The organism is Spirillospora sp. NPDC049652 (assembly GCF_040675125.1).
Classification (GTDB): Bacteria; Actinomycetota; Actinomycetes; order Streptosporangiales; family Streptosporangiaceae; genus Spirillospora.
On sequence record NZ_JBFAOF010000052.1, the window covers coordinates 1 to 18,395 of the forward strand.

Below are 18,395 nucleotides of genomic sequence, written 5' to 3' on the forward strand. Positions count from 1 at the left end.
GCCTCGGCGACCTGCGCCCACGACAGCGTCCGGTCGAGCGGACGGCCCACCGCGTCGGCGCCCGCGTCCGCGATCCAGCCGGTGGTCACGAACACCGTGGCCGCGAACCCGTGCCGCTCCAGGACGGGCAGCGCGTTCTCGTGGAAGTCGGCGTATCCGTCGTCGAACGTGATGACCACCGGCCGCCCGGCGCCGGACGCTCCCGGGGTACCGGACGCTCCGGGCGTGCCGAGGGCGGAGAGGGGCACCGGGGTGAAGCCGTGGCCGGCCAGGTGCGCCATCTGGTCGGCGAACGCTGCGACGGGCACCGACAGCCCGCGCGTCGCGGATGTGGGGCGGTCGGTGACCGAGTGGTACATCAGGATCGGGACGGCGGTCCGGTCTGCGGTCACTGGACGGGTTCCTCCCCGCTGGTACGGGCGGCCGTGCCGGGCAGGGCGCGCGCGGCCCGGCGCGCGGTGTTGCGGCCGAGGGCGTAGCCCCAGGCGGTCCACGCGAGCCCGACCGTGATGGCGGAGGCGCGGCCGAGCCCGGCCAGGTCGCCGCGGCAGGCGTCGCCGAGACCGCGCAGGACGCCTCGGGGAAGGGCGCGCAGCGCGTGGGCGCGCTCGCTGGCGAGGCCGTCGCGCGTGCCGACACTGCCGGTGACCAGCGCCTTGGACAGCCCCTCGGCGTAGCAGCGTTCGCGGAAGTAGGAGAACCGGGCGCGCTCGGCGGGGACGCGGTGCCAGATGAGCGCGTCGCCGTCCAGCAGCAGCTCCGACTCCGGGCTCCGCTGCCTCAGCCTGATGCAGAACTCGGTCTCCTCACAACCGAACGGCCTTCTGTGGACACCGCGTCCGATCCCCGAGCTGAACCCGCCGGCGAGCGGGAACATCTCCCGCCGGAACGAGGCGTTCCCACCCATCAGGTTGCGCACCGGCCCGGCGTCCAGCCCCCGGTAGGTGCAGCCGACCGTCCAGTCGAACTCCTCGGGGAACCAGCGGGGGCGCGTCCCGGTGGAGGTGGGGACGGGCGCGCCCACCAGCTCGGCGGACGTGGTGGACCCCGGCCACATGGGCAGCGTCATACCGCCGACGCCCGCGACGAAGGGGTCGGCATAGTGCCGGGAGAACGCGCGCAGCCATCCCGGCGCGGCGACGGCGTCGTCGTCCAGGAAGGCGACCACGTCGCCGTGCGCGACGGCGACCCCGGTGTTCTTGCCCCCGGACAGGCCGCGCTCTTCGCGGTTCTCCACGACGAGCACGTCCGGGAGGGACGCCTTGAGGCGCTCGAACAGGGCCGGGTTGTGGTCGATGACCAGGACGATCTCTTCGGGCGCGTACTCCTGCGCGCGCACGGAGGCGACCGCCGCGTGCACGTCGTCCCAGCGCTTCTCGGTGAAGGCGCAGATCACGACGGAGAAGCGGGGCCCGCCCCGGAGGGGTTCCACGGGCGGGAGGCTCGGCGGAGGGCCGCTCATCGGCCACGCCCTCTCAACTTGGCGTAGGTCTTCAGGACACGGTCGGCCCGCTCGTACAGGGCCGGGTTGTCGAGGACGGCGCCGCGCGCCCTGTTCAGCGGCGCGGAGCGCATCCAGTGCACGCCCGCGCCCGCCGTGGCGCGCGCGACGCGTCCTTCGGCGATCGGGATCTCGCGGCCCTTGAAGCCCTCCTTGAACTCCTTGCCGCCGCGTCCCATCGCGATCTCGGAGACGCCGTTCAGGGCGCAGCCCTCGGCCAGCCGCAGGTGGCCGATCATGCCGGGGGAGTACTTGGCGAAGCGGGTGTCGTAGGCGGGGAACCAGCCCGCCATGACGCGGCCGTCGCGCAGCCCGAAGTGGGCGGAGACGGGTACGCCGCCCGCCCGCAGGACGCTCAGCACGCCGAACCCGGTGCGGTGGAAGTGCTCCACCAGGGCGACGATCCACGGCCGCGCGAACCGGTCCGTGCGTCCCGTCCGGTTGTACTGGCCGGACTTCCAGGCCATCAGGCGGCGCAGGTCGTCGGGGTCGGTGGAGGCGAACTCGTAGTGGATGTCCCCGACGTCGCGGGCGAGCTTGCGCTCCTTGTAGCGGATCGTCTTGTGCGTCTTGGGCGCGGTCCGCCGCATCTCCTCCTCGAAGGCGGCGAATCCCGAGCCGAGCTCCATGACAGGCTCGACGCGCCGGACCGTGTGGTGCGGCGCGAACGTGCGCTGCGCGGCGAGCAGGTGGTCGAAGTCCCAGACCGCGAGGCCGCACGCGCGGAGCAGGGCGCGCGCGTCGAGCGCGAGGCCCGGCGGGGCCACCAGCCCCTGCAGGTCGGTGAGGCCGAACCCCACCGGGTGCCCGACCCCCAGCGGTCCGCGCTCGAACGGGAAGAACGCCGCGATCTCCCCGGCGTCCTCGACCACGCCCACCAGGACGTCCGCCCGGCCGGGCCCCGCGCCGCGGAACCGGCTCACGCCGAGGGTGAACTCGGGCGCGAGGAAGGGGTTGGCCAGGTCGGGGTCGGACCGCTGGAGCGCGCGCCACCGTCCGATCTCGGCGGTCCCGAGATCGGACGGGCGGACGACGGAGACCCTCACTCGGTGCCCGTCCGGCTCAGCGCGGCGGACCGCCAGGACGGCCGCACCCGGTCCGGGGCGGTCTCGGGCGCGGGACCGGCGGCGGCCGCCGGGACGGACGGGCCGAGCGGCCCGGGGCACCGGTACTCGCCGGCGGGCAGCGCGGCCCTGCCCTCCCCCTCGAAGCCCCCCTCGAAGCCCCCCTCGAGGCCCACCTCGAAGCCGGGCTCGAAGCCCGGTTCGAGCGGCCCGGCGAACCGGAGCCGGACCATCGTGCGGAGCACCCGCCAGCCGTCGCGCCAGGTGTTGAGGTTGGAGACGCCGAACCGGCGCTCGGTCTCGTGGCTGGCGATCTCGGCGATGCGCAGGCCCGCGCGGACGGCGTTGACGCACATCTCGGTCTCGATCTCGAAGCCGGTGGCGCGCAGGCCGAGCCGCTCGACCGCGTCGCGGTGCAGGGCGACGTACCCGTAGCACAGGTCCGTCCAGTGCTGCCGGTAGAGCCGGTTGGCGAGCCAGGTGAGGCCGCGGTTGCCGGCGCGGCGCAGGCCGGTCAGGTCGTCGGAGCCGCCCCCGCAGCCGTAGCGCGTGCCCTTGACGAACTGGTAGCCGCGCCGCAGCAGGGCCAGGAAGGCGGTGAACTCCTCGGGGTCCATGCTGCCGTCGGCGTCCAGCATGATGACCATGTCGCAGGTGGCGGCGGCCAGTCCCGCGCGCATCGCGGCGCCCTTCCCCCGGGGCGGCTGCGAGAGGACGCGGACGGCGGGGTGCGGCCCGGGGACGAGCGAGTCCTGCTCGTAGGCCGCGGCGAGCTCGCGGGTGCCGTCGGTGGACTCCCCGTCGACGATGACGATCTCGTCCAGCTCCGGGTCGGCGTAGAGCCGGGGCAGGAGCCATTCGAGGTTCTCCCGCTCGTTGAGCGTCGGGACGACGGCCGTGACGGTGCGCCATCGGCGGCCGTGGTCGGGCAGGGGCACGAGGTTGTCGCTATGGGCTCCGGCGGCCGTTCTCGGCACGCGGGCGGCGTGGGCCGTGTGAGGGGAGGATGACATGGGAGACCCCGTAAGTAGTTGACGTCCTGGCCCCTTTAGATGCCAGGTTCGCCCATCATGTTTGGCGGATCCGCCCGAGCACTCGTTTAAGTTGCGCAGGATCACCTACGCACCTGGTACGGCTCCGGCAGGTAAGGGCATCATCACGGATTGCTCCGCCGGACAAATGGCGTTAAAACCGCCGTACCAGCACATGTGACCTGGCCGGATGTGGCCAGTGAGGCGGCGGCGACGGGTTAATGAACGTCTAACCCGGCTTTCTCGCCGGTTAATTCGGCCCTGAATTGTCTTCCCTTCCCGGATGTCCGCATCGAATCCGGGAATGGCCTGGGAGGGGTCTGTGGGCGGGCTGGGAGATCATTCCGTGAGATGCGCCAGTGAGCGCAGGGGAACGGGGAGCCAAGAGGGGCGGTTCGCCGCTTCGTAACGCACTTCGTAGACGGCCTTGTCGAACTCCAGCGCCCGCAGGAGCTTCTCATGCGCGGCGGGGTCGGGGCCTCCGGCCGCCGCGTACCCCCGGCGGAACGCCGCCCTGTTCCGCGCGACCCACGCACGCGCGCGCTGCTCCAGTTCCCGTTCCGCCTCAGGCGGAGTGTTCGGTCCCGTGGTATGCGTGAACCGCGCCGCGTATTCGAACGAGCGGAGCATGCCCGCCACGTCCCGCAGCGGATGCGACGGCTCGCGGCGCTCCTCGGCGGTGCGGGCGGGTTCCCCCTCGAAATCCAGCAGCACCCATCCCGTGTCGGTGCGCATCACCTGGCCCAGGTGGTAGTCGCCGTGGACCCGCTGGACCGCGAGCGGACGGCCCCATTCCGCCAGTTCGGTGAACGCCGCGCCGATCACCTTCGCGTACGGCTCGATCTCCGGGACGGTCGCCCGCACCTGTTCGAGCTGTTCCCGCATCCGCTCCGCCATCCCCCGGACGCGTTCCGCCGACAGCTCGGACGTGCCGAACGCCTCGGCGAGATCCTGGTGGACGCTCGCCGTCGCCTCGCCCAGGCGCTCGGCCTCCGCCGCGAAGTCACCGCCCGCCGCTCCCGCCCCGTCCCCCTGCTCGAAGGCCTGCCACGGCTGCGTGAACCAGTCGCGGACGCTGGTGACCGCGAGCTTCCAGCCGTCCGTCCCCGTGCGCAGGTACTCCGACAGCAGGGCCAGCGTCGTGGGGCCGTCGCCGTTCGCCTCCAGCTCCACCCACCCGTACAGGGCGGGGATGTGGGCGCAGCCGAGCCTGGTCAGCGCCAGGTTCACTTCCAGGTCCAGGTTCACGCCGGGTGAGAGCTTCCGGAACAGCTTGCAGATGTAGGCGTCGCCGAACACGATCGAGGTGTTGCTCTGCTCGGCGGTGCCCACCGCGGGCACGAGGTCCGTCTCCAGCTCGACCCCCGGGACGCGCCGGAACCGGAGCGGGCCCACGACGGCCTCGTCCGCCATGCAGGAGAGCAGGCAGGCCGCCAGCTCCGGATCGTGCGCCGCGTCGAAGGCGTGCGCCGCGTCCTTGTACGCGCCGGTCCCCCCGCGCGAGCCCGCGTCCAGGGCGAGCCAGCCGACCTCGGCGGGGCGGATCCGCTCCGGGAGGTCCCGCCGCAGGCCGAGCAGCATCTGGTACTGCTCGGCCCGTCCGCTCTGCCGGACGTCCAGCACCAGGTGGTGCAGGCCGGGGTCGCCCGGGAGCAGCGCGGTCGCGGTCCCGATGCCGATCTCCTGGATCGGCCGGTCCTTGCCGGCGAACCAGCGCTGGGCGGGGAGCCATTCGGTGAGCAGGTCGAGCAGGGAGGGGACCGATGGCCGCACGTCACATCTCCTCGGACGTCTCCGGTGGGGGGAGCAGGAACCAGTAGAAGCCGTGGCCGGGAAGGGTCAGCAGGTACGGCAGCTCCCCGATCGGGGGGAACCGCACGCCGCCCATGCACTCGATCGGCGCGGAGCCCTCGAACCGCCTGAGGTCGAGTTCCACGGGCTGCGGGAAGCGCGACAGGTTGTTCACGCACAGGACGGTGTCCATGCCGCCCCAGTGGTTCGACTCGCCGTTCGGGATCTCCCGCACGAACGCCAGCACGCTCGGATTGGACGCGGACAGCTCCACGTACTCGCCGACCCCGAACACCGGGTGCCGCCGCCGGATCTCGATCATCTTGCGCGTCCAGTTGAGCAGCGAGCCGGGGTTCTCGCGCTGCGCCTCGATGTTGACCGCCTGGTAGCCGTAGATCGGGTCCATGATGAGCGGCAGGTACATGCGGGCCGGGTCGCAGCGGGAGAAGCCCGCGTTGCGGTCGGGCGTCCACTGCATCGGGGTGCGGACGGCGTCGCGGTCGCCCAGCCAGATGTTGTCGCCCATGCCGATCTCGTCGCCGTAGTAGAGGACGGGCGAGCCCGGCAGCGACAGCAGGAGCGCGGTGAACAGCTCCAGTTGGTCGCGGTCGTTCTCCAGCAGCGGGGCCAGCCGCCGGCGGATCCCGATGTTCGCCTTCATACGCGGGTCCTTCGCGTACTCGGCGTACATGTAGTCGCGCTCCTCGTCGGTGACCATCTCCAGGGTCAGCTCGTCGTGGTTGCGCAGGAAGATCCCCCACTGGCAGTTCTCGGGGATCTTCGGGGTCTGCGCCATGATCTCGGAGATGGGGTACCGCTGCTCGCGGCGCACGGCCATGAAGATGCGCGGCATGACCGGGAAGTGGAACGCCATGTGGCACTCGTCCCCGCCGACGCCCGGGTCGCCGAAGTACTCCACCACGTCCGCGGGCCACTGGTTCGCCTCCGCGAGCAGCACCCGGTCCGGGTAGAGGCGGTCGACCTCGGCGCGCACGCGCTTCAGGTAGGCGTGCGTCTCGGGCAGGTTCTCGCAGTTGGTCCCCTCCCGCGCGTACAGATAGGGGACGGCGTCCAGCCGGAACCCGTCGATGCCGAGGTCGAGCCAGAACCGCAGGACCTCGATCATGGCCTCCTGGACGGCCGGGTTGTCGTAGTTGAGGTCCGGCTGGTGGGAGAAGAACCGGTGCCAGAAGTACTGCCCGCGCACCGGGTCGTAGGTCCAGTTGGACGTCTCGGTGTCCACGAAGATGATCCGGGCGTCCTGGTACTTGTCGTCGGTGTCGGACCACATGTAGAAGTCGCCGAACGGGCCGTCCGGGTCCGTCCGGGACGCCTGGAACCACGGGTGCTGGTCGCTGGTGTGGTTCATCACCAGGTCCGCGATGACGCGGATGCCCCGCTCGTGCGCGGCCTCCACCAGCTCCACGAAGTCGCCGAGCTCGCCGAAGTCCGGGAGGATCTTGGTGTAGTCGGCGATGTCGTAGCCGCCGTCCCGCAGCGGGGACTCGTAGATCGGCAGCAGCCACAGGCAGTCGACGCCGAGCCACTGCAGGTGGTCGAGCTTGCCGATCAGCCCGCGCAGGTCGCCGTTGCCGTCGTTGTTGGAGTCGGCGAAGCCGCGCACCGACACCTCGTAGAACACCGCCGTCTTGAACCAGTGCGGATCGCGCGGCGTGCCGGGGTCGAAGGCGTCCGGGAGCGGGCCGGACGGCGTCGCCGTGAAGGCCTCCGGCGGGACCTCGGGGATCGGGCCGGAGTCCGGCAGCCGGCCGGGCGGCGGCCCGTCGCCGAACTCGTGGGAGGCGCCGTGGACGGTGTCGTGGGAGGCGGTGCGGGAGGTGGTCCGGGGGGATTCGTGGCGGGTGGTGCGGGGGGAGTGCGGGGCGGACGCCGCCTCGCGGGGTGCATCGCTCAACTCTGATCTCTCCGGAGGGTGAAGATGTGAGCCGGTCGGACGTGAGGGTCGAGCCGGACGTAGTTGGCCTGCCGCCAGGTGTAGGACTCGCCGGACAGCTCGTCGGTGACGGTGAACTCCGCGTCCGGGCGCAGGCCCAGCGCGGGCAGGTCCAGGTGGACGGTCGCCTCGCGGGTCACGTGCGGGTTGAGGTTGACCACGGCGAGGACCGCGTCGTCCCCGGCCGCCTTGGAGAACGCGATGAGCTCGGGCTGGTCGGCGTGGTGGAAGCGGAGGTTGCGGAGCCGGTGCAGCGCGGGGTGGGCGCGCCGGAAGGCGTTGAGCCGGGTGATCAGCGGGGCGATGCTGCGGCCCTCGCTCTCGGCCGCCTCCCAGTCGCGCGGCCGGTACTGGTACTTCTCCGAGTCGCGGTACTCCTCGCTGCCGGGGCGCACCGGGACGTTCTCGATGAGCTCGTAGCCGGAGTACACGCCCCACGTCGGCGAGAGCAGGGCGGCCAGCACCGCCCGGATCTCGAACGCCGGGCGGCCGCCGAGAACGAGGTACTCGTTGAGGATGTCGGGGGTGTTGACGAAGACGTTGGGCCGCATGTAGCTCGCGGCGTCACCGGCGAGCTCCTCGAAGTACTCGCGCAGCTCGTCCCGCGAGTTCTTCCAGGTGAAGTACGTGTAGGACTGGTGGAACCCGGCCTTGGCGAGCGTGTGCATCATGGCCGGGCGGGTGAACGCCTCGGCGAGGAACAGCACGTCCGGGTCGGTGGCGGCGACCTCGGCCAGCAGCCGCTCCCAGAACGGGACGGGCTTGGTGTGCGGGTTGTCCACGCGGAAGATCCGCACGCCCTGGTCCATCCAGTGCCGGACGACGCGCAGCACCTCGGCGTAGATGCCCTCGGGGTCGTTGTCGAAGTTCAGCGGGTAGATGTCCTGGTACTTCTTCGGCGGGTTCTCGGCGTAGGCGATCGTGCCGTCCGCGCGGGTGGTGAACCACTCGGGATGCTCGGTCACCCACGGGTGGTCCGGGGAGCACTGCAGGGCCAGGTCGAGGGCGACCTCCATGCCGAGGTCGCGCGCGTAGCCGACGAAGGCGCGGAAGTCCTCCAGCGTGCCCAGCTCGGGGTGGACGGCGTCGTGCCCGCCCTCCTCCGAGCCGATCGCCCAGGGCGATCCGGGATCGTACGGACCGGCTTCGAGGGTGTTGTTGGGGCCCTTGCGGAACGTCCGGCCGATCGGGTGGACGGGCGGGAGGTACACCACGTCGAAGCCCATCTCCGCGATGGCGGGGAGCCGCTTCATGGCGGTGCGGAACGTTCCCGACATCGGGCCGCGGCGTCCCAGCGGATCGAACGAGGCGCCCTCGGAGCGCGGGAAGAACTCGTACCAGGACCCGTACAGCGCGCGCTCCCGGTGCACCGCGAGGGGCAGCCACTCGGTCGTCGTGAGCAGGTCGCGCAGCGGGTAGCGCTCCTCCAGGTCGCGGACGTCCGCCGCGTCGGAGGCCGCCAGCCGCTCGTCCGGGGGGACCGTGCGGTCCTGGAGGGTCTTCGCCAGGCGGGTGAGGACGGGCCGTTTCGCCGAGGGGAGCTGCTTGGCGGCGCGCGCGAACAGGCGCGCGCCTTCGAGGAACATGAGGTCCACGTCCTGCCCGCGCGGGATCTTGATGGCGGCGTCGTGCCGCCAGTGCGCGAGCGGATCGCCCCACGCCTCCACGCGGTAGTGCCACAGGCCCTCGGACGTCGGCGTGACCTCCGCCGCGTACCGGTCCAGACCCTGGCCCACCTCGCGCATCCGCGCGGACCGGACCGTCTCCCCGTCCGGCGCGCGGAGCGCGACCGCGCAGCCGAGCATCTCGTGACCCTCGCGGAAGACCGTCGCTCCGACCTCGAACGTCTCGCCCGCGACCGCCTTGGCCGGCAGGCGTCCGCACCCCACCCGGGGGGTGACGTCGAGAATCGGAATCCGCCCAATCGTCGTCGAACCGTGCATCGAGGACGTTCCGGACTCGACTCGCATGCGGCATCCCCTACCCGTTCGTCTCGACCAAAACCGTCCATGCCCCCGATAGGCCGGATGGCGTCTCCGCGAGCCGCCTAACTTCCCGCCACATTTCCGCTACCTCCCCTGGCCGGACCAGGACGGACGCGAACTCCGGCGGCGCGCGGGTCGTCCTCGGGAATGTGCCGCACGTGCCGCATCACCTTCCGGTCGAGGCCGTCCGCGCGCTGACGCTGTGGGTGCTCCTCGCGCTCGGCGCGGCGGGCGCGTGGCGTCCGCTCGTCCGCCGGTACGGCTGGGCCGCGCGGCCCGCGCTCGGCCTGCTGCTCTGGACGTGCCTGATCCTCGCGATGACGCTGCCGATGACCGTCGAGCCGGGCGTGGGCGAGCGGCTGTCGATGTGCCTGGCGGACCCGGTCGGACGCGTCGGCTGGTCCGCGCGCACGTTCGGGGACCGCGGGCTGGAGGACGTCATGAACGTCGCGCTGTGGGCGCCGTCCGGTGCGCTGGCGGTCGTCGCCACCAGGCGCGCCGTCGCCGCGCCGGCCGTCCTGGCGCTGGGGTTCGTGGCCGTCGAGTTCCTTCAGTCTCTCGATCCGGGACGGGAATGCGACCCCGGCGACATGCTGTACAACTCGGCCGGGCTGTTCCTCGGCGCCACCGCCGCCGGCCTGGTGATACGTCTCCGGCGCGGGCTCGCGGCGCGCGACGGCGCGGCGTCCTGACCGACACCGATCCCGGCCCCCGGGTCGCGAACGACGGACTGAGCGCCTACCGTGGCGGTGCGTGAAGGCAATCCGTAGATTCACCGTACGCACCGTCCTTCCAGAACCCCTCCGCCCCCTAGAAGAACTGATCCTCAACCTTCGGTGGTCCTGGCATCACGAGACCCTGGATCTGTTCCGCGAGGTCGACCCCACGCTGTGGGAGGCGGTCCGGCACGACCCCGTCAGGCTGCTGGGCGCGATCACCCCCGAGCGCCTGGAACTGCTCGCGGGCGACCGCCGGTTCCTGCGCCGCCTGCACGACACCGCCGACGACCTGCGCGACTACCTGACCGGGCCGCGCTGGTACCAGTCGCTCGCGGACGGGCCGCGCGCGATCGCCTACTTCTCGCCGGAGTACGGGATCACCGCGGCGCTGCCGCAGTACTCCGGCGGCCTGGGCATCCTCGCCGGGGACCACCTCAAGACCGCCAGCGACCTGGGCGTCCCCGTCATCGGCGTGGGGCTGCTCTACCGGCACGGCTACTTCTCCCAGTCGCTCTCACCGGACGGCTGGCAACTGGAGCGCTACCCCCCGATCGACCCGAACGGCCTGCCCCTGACGCTCCTCCGCGAGCGCGACGGCGAACCGGTGCGGGTCTCCATCGGGCTGCCCAACGGGCGCGACCTGCACGCACAGGTCTGGCTCGCCCAGGTGGGACGCGTCCCGCAGCTCCTGCTCGACTCCGACGTCGAGGACAACGACCAGTCCGCGCGCGACATCACCGACCGCCTCTACGGCGGAGGCGGCGACCACCGGCTGCTGCAGGAGATGCTCCTCGGCATCGGCGGCGTGCGGGCCATCCGCGCCTACTGCCGCATCACCGGCCACCCCGCACCGGAGGTGTTCCACACCAACGAGGGCCACGCGGGATTCCTCGGGCTGGAACGCATCCGCGAACTGGTCTCCGAGGAGGGGCTCGGTTTCGAGGAGGCGCTGGAGGCGACCCGCGCCGGAACGGTGTTCACCACCCACACGCCCGTCCCGGCCGGAATCGACCGCTTCCCGCGCGACCTGGTCCACCGCTACTTCGGCGGCTCCAACGAGGAACCCGACGTCCCGGTGGACCGGATCCTCGACCTCGGCGCCGAGGACTACCCCGACGGCGACCCCGCGGTCTTCAACATGGCCGTCATGGGCATGCGCCTGGCGCAGCGCGTCAACGGCGTCTCCACCCTGCACGGCGAGGTCAGCCGGGAGATGTTCGGCGGCCTGTGGGGCGGGTTCGACCAGGCCGAGGTGCCGATCGGGTCCATCACCAACGGCGTCCACGCCGAGACCTGGGTCGGCCGCGAGATCCTCGACCTCGCCGCCCGCCAGGTGCCGTCCGTGGTCGAGGCCGGGCGCGGCTGGGAACGCGTGCGGGACGTGCCGGAGCGCGAGATCTGGCAGGTCCGGCGCGTCCTGCGGGAACGGCTCGTGCGGGACGCGCGGACCAGGCTGCGCGAGTCGTGGCGCGGCCGGGGCGCGAGCGAGGCCGAGGTCGCCTGGATCGGCGAGGCGCTCGACCCCGACGTGCTGACCATCGGGTTCGCGCGCCGCGTCCCGTCCTACAAGCGGCTCACGCTCATGATGCGGGACCCCGACCGGCTGCGCGCGCTGCTGCTCGACCCCGACCGGCCCGTCCAGATCGTCATCGCGGGCAAGGCGCACCCGGCGGACGAGGGCGGCAAGCGGCTCATCCAGGACATCGTCCGGTTCGCCGACCGCGAGGACGTCCGGCACCGCGTCGTCTTCCTCCCGGACTACGACATGGCCCTCGGGCGGCTGCTCGTCCAGGGCTGCGACGTCTGGCTGAACAACCCGCTGCGGCCCCTGGAGGCCTGCGGGACGTCCGGGATGAAGGCCGCCCTCAACGGGGCCCTCAACCTGTCGGTCCGCGACGGCTGGTGGGACGAGTGGTACGACGGCCAGAACGGCTGGGCGATCCCGTCCGCCGACGGGCTCGCCGGACCCGACCGCCGCGACGAACTGGAGGCCGCGGCCCTGTACGAACTCCTCGAAGACCACGTCTCGGTCATGTTCTACGACCGCGACGCGTCGGGGCTGCCCAGGCGGTGGTTGGAGATGGTCAAGCACACCATCGCCACGCTCGGCCCCAAGGTGCTCGCCACGCGGATGCTGCGCGACTACGTCATGGAGTACTACCGGCCCGCCGCCTCGTCCGCGCGCGCGATGAGCGGCGACGAGTACGCGGGCGCGCGGTCCCTCGCGGCGTGGAAGCAGCGGATCCGCAAGGGCTGGGACGGGGTGGCCGTCGAACACGTCGAGACGCACGGCGAGGAGAGCCCCCAGGTGGGGACGCGCCTGACCGTCCGCGTGGTCGTGGACCTTGGCGGGCTGGAACCGTCCGACGTCGCGGTCGAGGTCGCCTACGGACGGGTGGACGAGACCGACGCCATCGTCGAACCCACCTACCTCGAACTGGCCGATCCCGATCCGGCGGGCGACGGGCGGCTCCGGTACACCGGCGAGGTCCCGCTCGCGCGCAGCGGCGCGTTCGGGTACAGCGTCCGGGTCGTCCCGCGGCACCCGATGCTGGCGAACCGCGCGGAGATGGGCCTGGTGGCGCTGCCGCCCGCGCCGCACGGCATGACCAACGGCGACCTCCGCTGACCGCCGCCTGACACCCCGGACGGCGACGGGCGCGGCTCCTCGGGAGCCGCGCCCGTTCCGCTGTTTCCGAAGGTCAGGCGTCGTCCTCGTCCGGGATCGGGTCGGGCATCCGCCAGGTGCTGACGAGCAGGGGCAGCGACGCGACCGTGACCAGCAGCGCGGCGAAGGTGACCACCACGGCGGCGGACGGCGAATGGTCCCCGTCCGAGGTCATCCCGAGCTCGATCCCGAACAGTGCGACGAACAGCAGGAGCACGGTCAGGCGGTGCGACGTGGCGTGCGCGCGCAGCTTCTCGGCGGCCTGCCGCTCGTCCAGCAGGTGGTCCGGCAGGCGGGTGGTGCCGCGCGTGACCAGGATCATCCGTCCGAGGATCACGCCCCCGGCCAGCAGGCCGATGCCGTCGCACGCGAGCGTCACGTACATGGCGGTTTCGCTGGGGGCCAGCGCCCAGCACACCACCGCGCTGACATAGAAGAGGGCCAGGCAGGCGATGCCCGCGCGCACGAGGTTGCGCCGTCCGCGCTGCGTCGCGTACCGGCTCGGCACCTCGGCCTGGACGGCCGTCAGCAGTTTCTCCTCGCGCTTGGTGCGGGGGGTCGTCATTGGGGTCTCCCTACGAAGTCGTGCTGCCGATGAGCGGGAACGGCCTCAGCGAGAAGACCACCTCCACCGGCACCTGGAAGTACTCGGCGATCTGGAGCGCCAGATGCAGGCTGGGGCTGTACTCGCCCCGCTCCAGGTAACCGACCGTCTGGTAGTGCACGCCGAGCGCGGTCGCCAGCTCCCGCCGCGACACGCCCCGCTCCGCCCGCAGCACCGCGATGCGGTTGTGCACGAGCTCCTTGTCCTTGTCCTTGTCCGTCGGCACCGGACCTCGCCATCTTCTGCCACCGTAGAACTCTGACTGTTGATAGTAGAAGTACTATATTTGATCGAAGGGGTGCAAGATGATGTCAAGGGAGTGCTGCCGTCCGGCGGCCACGGGACGGCCTTGTCAGGACGACGAAGATCGGCTTGGCTCGTCCTGCCGGAGCCAGGGGACGCGAGCGGGAGGTGCGGGCGGATGAAGGTGTTCGTCTCGGTGGACATGGAGGGCATCACCGGGCTCACCGACCCGGACGAGATGCGCGCGGGCGGACGCGGCTACGAGCGCGGCTGCGAGCTGATGACCGCCGACGCCAACGCCGTCATCACCGCCGCGTTCGACGCCGGAGCCGAGAAGGTGGTGGTGGCCGACGCCCACGGCAAGGGCAGGAACCTCCGCGTGGACCTCATCGACGAGCGCTGCACCCTCGTCCGCGGCCCCTACAAGCCCATGCGCATGGCCGAGGGCCTCGGCAGCTGGTGCGACGTGGCCGTCTACGTCGGCTACCACGCCCGCGCCGGAACACCCCGGGGCGTCCTCAACCACACCTGGATGGGCCGCGAGATCCAGAACGTCACGCTCAACGGCGAGGTCGCGGGGGAGATCCGGCTGATGGCCGCCTACGCCACCAGCCTCGGCGTCCCGGTCGGCCTGGTCACCGGCGACGTCGCCGCCTGCGCCGAGGCCCGCGAGGTGCTCGGCGAGGTCGCCACCGTCGCGGTCAAGAAGGGCAGCGACCGCTACGCCGCCGAGCTCGTCCCGCCCGCCCGCGCCCACCGCATGATCAACGAGGCCGCCCGCACCGTGTTCGCCGCCCCCGACCGCTGGCGCCGCCACCCCGTCGAACCGCCCTACACCCTCGGCGTCGACTGGAGCTCCACGTCCATCGCCCAGTCCTGCGAGGTCGTCCCGGGCGTCCGCCTCACCGGCCCGCGCACCACCGAGTTCACCACCGACGACTTCCACGAGATCGTCGGCCTCCTCGGCGTCTGGTCCACCATCGCCGGCGAGGTCGGCTGCACCGGCCACCAGTACGGCTGACCCCCAACCCCCACCCCGTCGCGCCCCGCCTCCCGCGCTTCGCGTCCCGGGCCCGCCTCCCGCGCGTCCCGCGCCCTGCGTGTGCTACGCGCTTCGCACCCCACGCGCTTCGCGGCCCACGCGCTTCGCGGCCCACGCGCTTCGCGGCCCACGCGCTTCGCGGCCCGCGCCCCGCGTGCCTCCCGCGCGCTTCGCGCGCCCGCGCGACGGGTCTCCGGACGAGAGGGCAGGCGCCGCTGGGACTGACTTGGTCTCGGCTGGTCCCGGTCGTGGGTGCGGAGGCGGGGCCGGGGTCGGCGTCAGTCGGTTTCCCGCGCGTTTCGTGCCCCGCCTCCCGCGCCCTCCGCGCGGCGGGCCTCCGCGCGGAGGGGCTCCGGATGAGGGGGCAGGCGCCGTCGGGCCTGGCTTGGTCTTGGCGGGTCCCGGTCGTGGGTGCGGAGGCCGGGGCGGGGGGCGGCGTCAGTCGGTGGTGAAGGGGGTGGCGGCCAGGGCCTCGTAGGCGGGTTGGAGGGCGTCGGTGAGAGGGCGGCGGCGGATCTTCACCGGGGGCGGCTCGGCGACCTGGAGGATGAAGCCGGGCGGGACGGACGGCGCGGGGGCGCGGTCGCGCAGCCGGGCCAGCCCGGACGGCGGTGTCCAGAAGCCCTCGGCGGTCAGCGGCTCGTCCTCGACCTCGAACGGGTCGGGGGCGTCCTCCGCCGGGGCGCGGCGCAGCGCGGTGAGGAGCTCGTCGCGGGTGCGGCCGTTCCAGGCGAGGATGAGGAACGGGTCGTCGTCGAAGGACTCGGCGAGCAGGTAGAGGACGGCGGCGGCGTGCTTGCAGGGGTCGCCCCAGTCCGGGCAGTCGCACATCAGGTGCAGGTCGGCGGCGGACTCGGGGAACAGCGACAGGCCGAGGCCGGCGAACACCTCCTCGATCTCGGGCGGCATCTCCCCGGCCAGCAGCCGCGCGCGGAAGACCGCGCGGGACGCCAGCTCGGCCTCCACCCGCCGCCACCCGGCGTCGTCGATCGCGTCGATGCCGAGCGCCACCTCGTAGGGCTCCTCCACCGAGCCCTGCACGCGCGCCGTCACCTCGTACGCCCCGACGCGCAGGTCGACGACCTGGCCCTTGCGCGCGTAGGAACGGCCGCGCTGGAGCCGCCCGGTGTCGGCGAACGACTCCACCAGGTCGATGAACCGGCGCGACCACCACTGCGAGCCGATCGACCCGCGCGCCGTGCGCGCCCGCAGGCCGTCCTCGACCTCGATCGGGTCGCCGTACTTCGGCATCAGTCGCTCACCGCCTCGGGGGACAGGCGCAGGACGTCGCGCAGCTCGGCGACCGACAGCTCGGTGAGCCAGTCCTCGCCGGTGCCGACGATGGACTCGGCCAGCGCCTTCTTGCGCTCGATCATCTCGTCCACCCGCTCCTCCATCGTGCCGACGCAGACGAACTTGCGGACCTGCACGTTTTTGGTCTGGCCGATGCGGAAGGCGCGGTCGGTGGCCTGGTCCTCCACGGCGGGGTTCCACCAGCGGTCGACGTGCACGACGTGGTTCGCGGCGGTCAGCGTGAGCCCGGTGCCGGCGGCCTTCAGCGACAGCAGGAAGACCGACGGCTCGGGATCGCTCTGGAAGTGCTGGACCAGGTCGTCGCGCTGCTGCTTGGACGTGCCGCCGTGCAGCCACAGCACGGGCCGTTCGAGCCGCGCCGCCAGATACGGCTGGAGCATCGAGCCGAACTCGGCGTACTGGGTGAACACCAGCGCCTTCTCGCCCTGCTCGACCACCTCGGCGCAGATCTCCTCCAGCCGCTCCAGCTTCCCGGACCGGCCGGGCAGCCGCGAGCCGTCCTTGAGCAGCTGCGCGGGATGGTTGCAGACCTGCTTGAGCTTGGCCATCGTCGCCAGGACGAGTCCGCGCCGCTGCTTCTCGTCGGCCTGCGCGATCTGCTCCAGCATGTCGTCCAGCGTCGCCTGGTAGAGGGACGCCTGCTCGGGCGTGAGGTTGCAGTAGACCTTGATCTCCTGCTTCTCCGGCAGGTCGGAGATGATCGACTTGTCGGTCTTCAGCCGCCGCAGGATGAACGGCTGGGTGGCGCGCTTGAGCGCCGCGGCCGCCCGCTCGTCGCCGTCCCGCTCGATCGGCACGGCGAACCGCTCCCGGAACGCCGCGCGCGGCCCCATCAGGCCGGGGTTGGCGAACTCCATGATCGACCACAGCTCGGTCAGGTGGTTCTCGACGGGCGTGCCGGTCAGCGCGAGCCTCGTTCGCGCGGGGATGCCGCGCACCGCCCGCGCCTGCCGCGTGCCGCTGTTCTTCAGCGCCTGCGCCTCGTCGCACACCACCCGCCGCCACGGCACCGCCGCCAGCATCTCCGCGTCGCGCGCCGCCGTCCCGTACGTGGTCAGCACCAGGTCGGCCCCCGACGCCGCCGTGACGAGGTCCTCGTCACGGTGCCGCCCCGTCCCGTGGTGGACGTAGACGCGCAGCTTGGGCGTGAACTTGGCCGCCTCCCGCTGCCAGTTCCCCACCAGCGACATGGGCCCCACCAACAACGTCGGCCCCGGCCCGCCGTCCGCCGGACGCTCCCGCTCCCAGGCCAGCAGCGCGAGCGTTTGGGCGGTTTTGCCCAAGCCCATCGAGTCCGCGAGGATTCCGCCGAGGCCGACGCTCTCCAGAAAGGTGAGCCAGGCCAGGCCGCGTTCCTGGAAGGGGCGCAGGGTGCCGTTGAAGCCTTCGGGGGTGGCGACCGGGGTGAGGCGGCGGTCGGCGGTGCCGGAGAGCAGGTCGCCGAAGGAGCCGTCGGCGTCGACGTCGACGAGGGGGAGGGCGTCGTCGCCGGCGTGGATGACGGCGCGCATGGCCGCGGCGGCGGACATCGTGCCCGCGCGGGGGTGGCGCAGGAAGTCGAGGGCGGCCTGGAGCTGCTCCTCGTCCAGCTCGACCCACTGGCCGCGGAGGCGGACGAGAGGGGCCTTCAGGCGGGCGAGTTCTTCGAGTTCGTCCTCGTCGATGGTCTCGTCGCCGAGGGCCAGGTCCCACCGGAAGTCGACCATGCCCTGGAGGTCGAAGCCGGAGCTGGTGGCCGCGCCCGAGCCCTCGCCCTCCTGGGTGCGGGTGGTGAGCTTCATGCCGAGTTTGGCCTTGCCGGCCCACTGGGGGAGCAGGACGCCGAAGCCCGCGGCGGCGAGCATGGGGGCGGCCTGCTTGAGGAAGCGGAACGCCCCGGCCGTGTCGAGCTCGGCCTCGCAGGGGACCGGGCCGTCCAGCGCGGGGGCCATGTCGGGGAAGAGGCGCAGGGCGCGTCCCAGGCCGCCGAGGAGGGTCTCCTCGGCGCCCGGGAGGAAGTTGGCCTCGCCCGCCCACACCAGGGCGGCCGGGACGTAGAGGCTCAGGTCTTCGGTGCCCTGGAGGGCGAACTCGACCCGCCACGGCGGGCCGGCTGCCTCCTCAAGTTCCTCGGGCGCGTCCGGGTCGTCTTCGGCGGTGGGCTCGTAGAGGCGGAAGCAGACGCGGAGGGGGCCGGACGGACGGTGCGCGGCGGCGTACCAGGCGTCCAGCTCGGCGATGAGGTCGGCCGGGTCGTCGCGGGGCTCGCGGGGGACCAGCGGGGACGGGCCGGTGAGGGCCTCGGCCCAGCGCTCGGCCAGGGGGAGGCGGTCGGGGGCCTTGCCCTTGCGCGGCGGGAGCAGCGGGTGGGGCACCACGCCGCGGACGGCGGTGTCGACCATGCCGGACAGGGCCTCGCGCAGCACCTCGGCGTGACGACCTTCTCGCCGGCCTTGATCGGCTGGCCGCCGAGGGTAAGGTCGCGGGTGGCGGTGCGGCG

The 18,395-nt window shown here is 72.4% G+C and carries 14 protein-coding genes; 3 read left to right on the top strand and 11 right to left on the bottom strand.

What is annotated here, in order from left to right:
- The 7 genes from AB0J52_RS06290 to AB0J52_RS06320 all read right to left on the bottom strand — a co-directional run.
- On the bottom strand, positions 1 to 392 hold a 392-nt coding region (locus AB0J52_RS06290), incomplete at its 3' end, for a polysaccharide deacetylase family protein (RefSeq protein WP_500180502.1).
- Complete coding sequence (locus AB0J52_RS06295; RefSeq protein WP_500180503.1) at positions 389 to 1,432, bottom strand: glycosyltransferase family 2 protein; 1,044 nt, start codon at positions 1,430 to 1,432, stop codon at positions 389 to 391. The genes AB0J52_RS06290 and AB0J52_RS06295, both read right to left, overlap by 4 nt.
- A 26-nt stretch (positions 1,433 to 1,458) precedes the next feature.
- The gene (locus tag AB0J52_RS06300) at positions 1,459 to 2,547 is read right to left on the bottom strand and encodes a GNAT family N-acetyltransferase (RefSeq protein ID WP_500180504.1); all 1,089 of its coding nucleotides are present in this window, start codon (positions 2,545 to 2,547) and stop codon (positions 1,459 to 1,461) included.
- Entirely contained in the window at positions 2,544 to 3,503 is a 960-nt protein-coding gene (locus tag AB0J52_RS06305; protein ID WP_500180505.1) for a glycosyltransferase family 2 protein, read from the bottom strand. Before AB0J52_RS06305 ends, AB0J52_RS06300 begins: the two co-directional genes overlap by 4 nt.
- A 432-nt stretch (positions 3,504 to 3,935) precedes the next feature.
- Positions 3,936 to 5,369: a maltokinase N-terminal cap-like domain-containing protein gene (locus tag AB0J52_RS06310; protein ID WP_500180506.1), complete on the bottom strand. Its 1,434-nt coding sequence runs from the start codon at positions 5,367 to 5,369 to the stop codon at positions 3,936 to 3,938.
- 1 nt (position 5,370) lies between these two features.
- Positions 5,371 to 7,134 carry a maltose alpha-D-glucosyltransferase gene (gene treS / locus AB0J52_RS06315; protein ID WP_500180515.1) on the bottom strand — a complete coding sequence of 588 codons (1,764 nt, stop codon included), beginning with the start codon at positions 7,132 to 7,134 and terminating at the stop codon, positions 5,371 to 5,373.
- Positions 7,135 to 7,298: 164 nt separating this feature from the next.
- Positions 7,299 to 9,311 carry an alpha-1,4-glucan--maltose-1-phosphate maltosyltransferase gene (locus AB0J52_RS06320; protein WP_500180507.1) on the bottom strand — a complete coding sequence of 671 codons (2,013 nt, stop codon included), beginning with the start codon at positions 9,309 to 9,311 and terminating at the stop codon, positions 7,299 to 7,301.
- Between the two features lie 173 nt (positions 9,312 to 9,484).
- On the opposite strand from AB0J52_RS06320, the gene AB0J52_RS06325 reads away from it, so the two are divergent.
- Entirely contained in the window at positions 9,485 to 10,018 is a 534-nt protein-coding gene (locus AB0J52_RS06325; RefSeq protein ID WP_500180508.1) for a VanZ family protein, read from the top strand.
- Between the two features lie 61 nt (positions 10,019 to 10,079).
- Positions 10,080 to 12,674 carry an alpha-glucan family phosphorylase gene (gene glgP, locus AB0J52_RS06330; RefSeq protein ID WP_500180509.1) on the top strand — a complete coding sequence of 865 codons (2,595 nt, stop codon included), beginning with the start codon at positions 10,080 to 10,082 and terminating at the stop codon, positions 12,672 to 12,674.
- A 73-nt stretch (positions 12,675 to 12,747) separates the two neighbouring features.
- Here the strand turns inward: glgP and AB0J52_RS06335 are convergent, their stop codons facing one another.
- Positions 12,748 to 13,278, bottom strand: coding sequence for a hypothetical protein (locus tag AB0J52_RS06335; RefSeq protein ID WP_500180510.1), 531 nt, complete (start codon positions 13,276 to 13,278; stop codon positions 12,748 to 12,750).
- A gap of 10 nt (positions 13,279 to 13,288) precedes the next feature.
- A complete protein-coding gene (locus AB0J52_RS06340; RefSeq protein WP_500180511.1) occupies positions 13,289 to 13,543 on the bottom strand; it encodes a helix-turn-helix transcriptional regulator in 255 nt (84 codons plus the stop codon).
- Positions 13,544 to 13,738: 195 nt separating this feature from the next.
- Between AB0J52_RS06340 and AB0J52_RS06345 the strand changes: the two genes are divergently transcribed.
- A complete protein-coding gene (locus AB0J52_RS06345; protein ID WP_500180512.1) occupies positions 13,739 to 14,581 on the top strand; it encodes a M55 family metallopeptidase in 843 nt (280 codons plus the stop codon).
- Between the two features lie 459 nt (positions 14,582 to 15,040).
- Here the strand turns inward: AB0J52_RS06345 and AB0J52_RS06350 are convergent, their stop codons facing one another.
- Together AB0J52_RS06350 and AB0J52_RS06355 are read right to left on the bottom strand one after the other, a co-directional pair.
- Complete coding sequence (locus AB0J52_RS06350; RefSeq protein ID WP_500180513.1) at positions 15,041 to 15,853, bottom strand: SWIM zinc finger family protein; 813 nt, start codon at positions 15,851 to 15,853, stop codon at positions 15,041 to 15,043.
- Positions 15,853 to 18,395 (bottom strand): DEAD/DEAH box helicase (locus AB0J52_RS06355; RefSeq protein WP_500180514.1); only part of this gene is annotated, 2,543 nt, incomplete at its 5' end. The genes AB0J52_RS06355 and AB0J52_RS06350, both read right to left, overlap by 1 nt.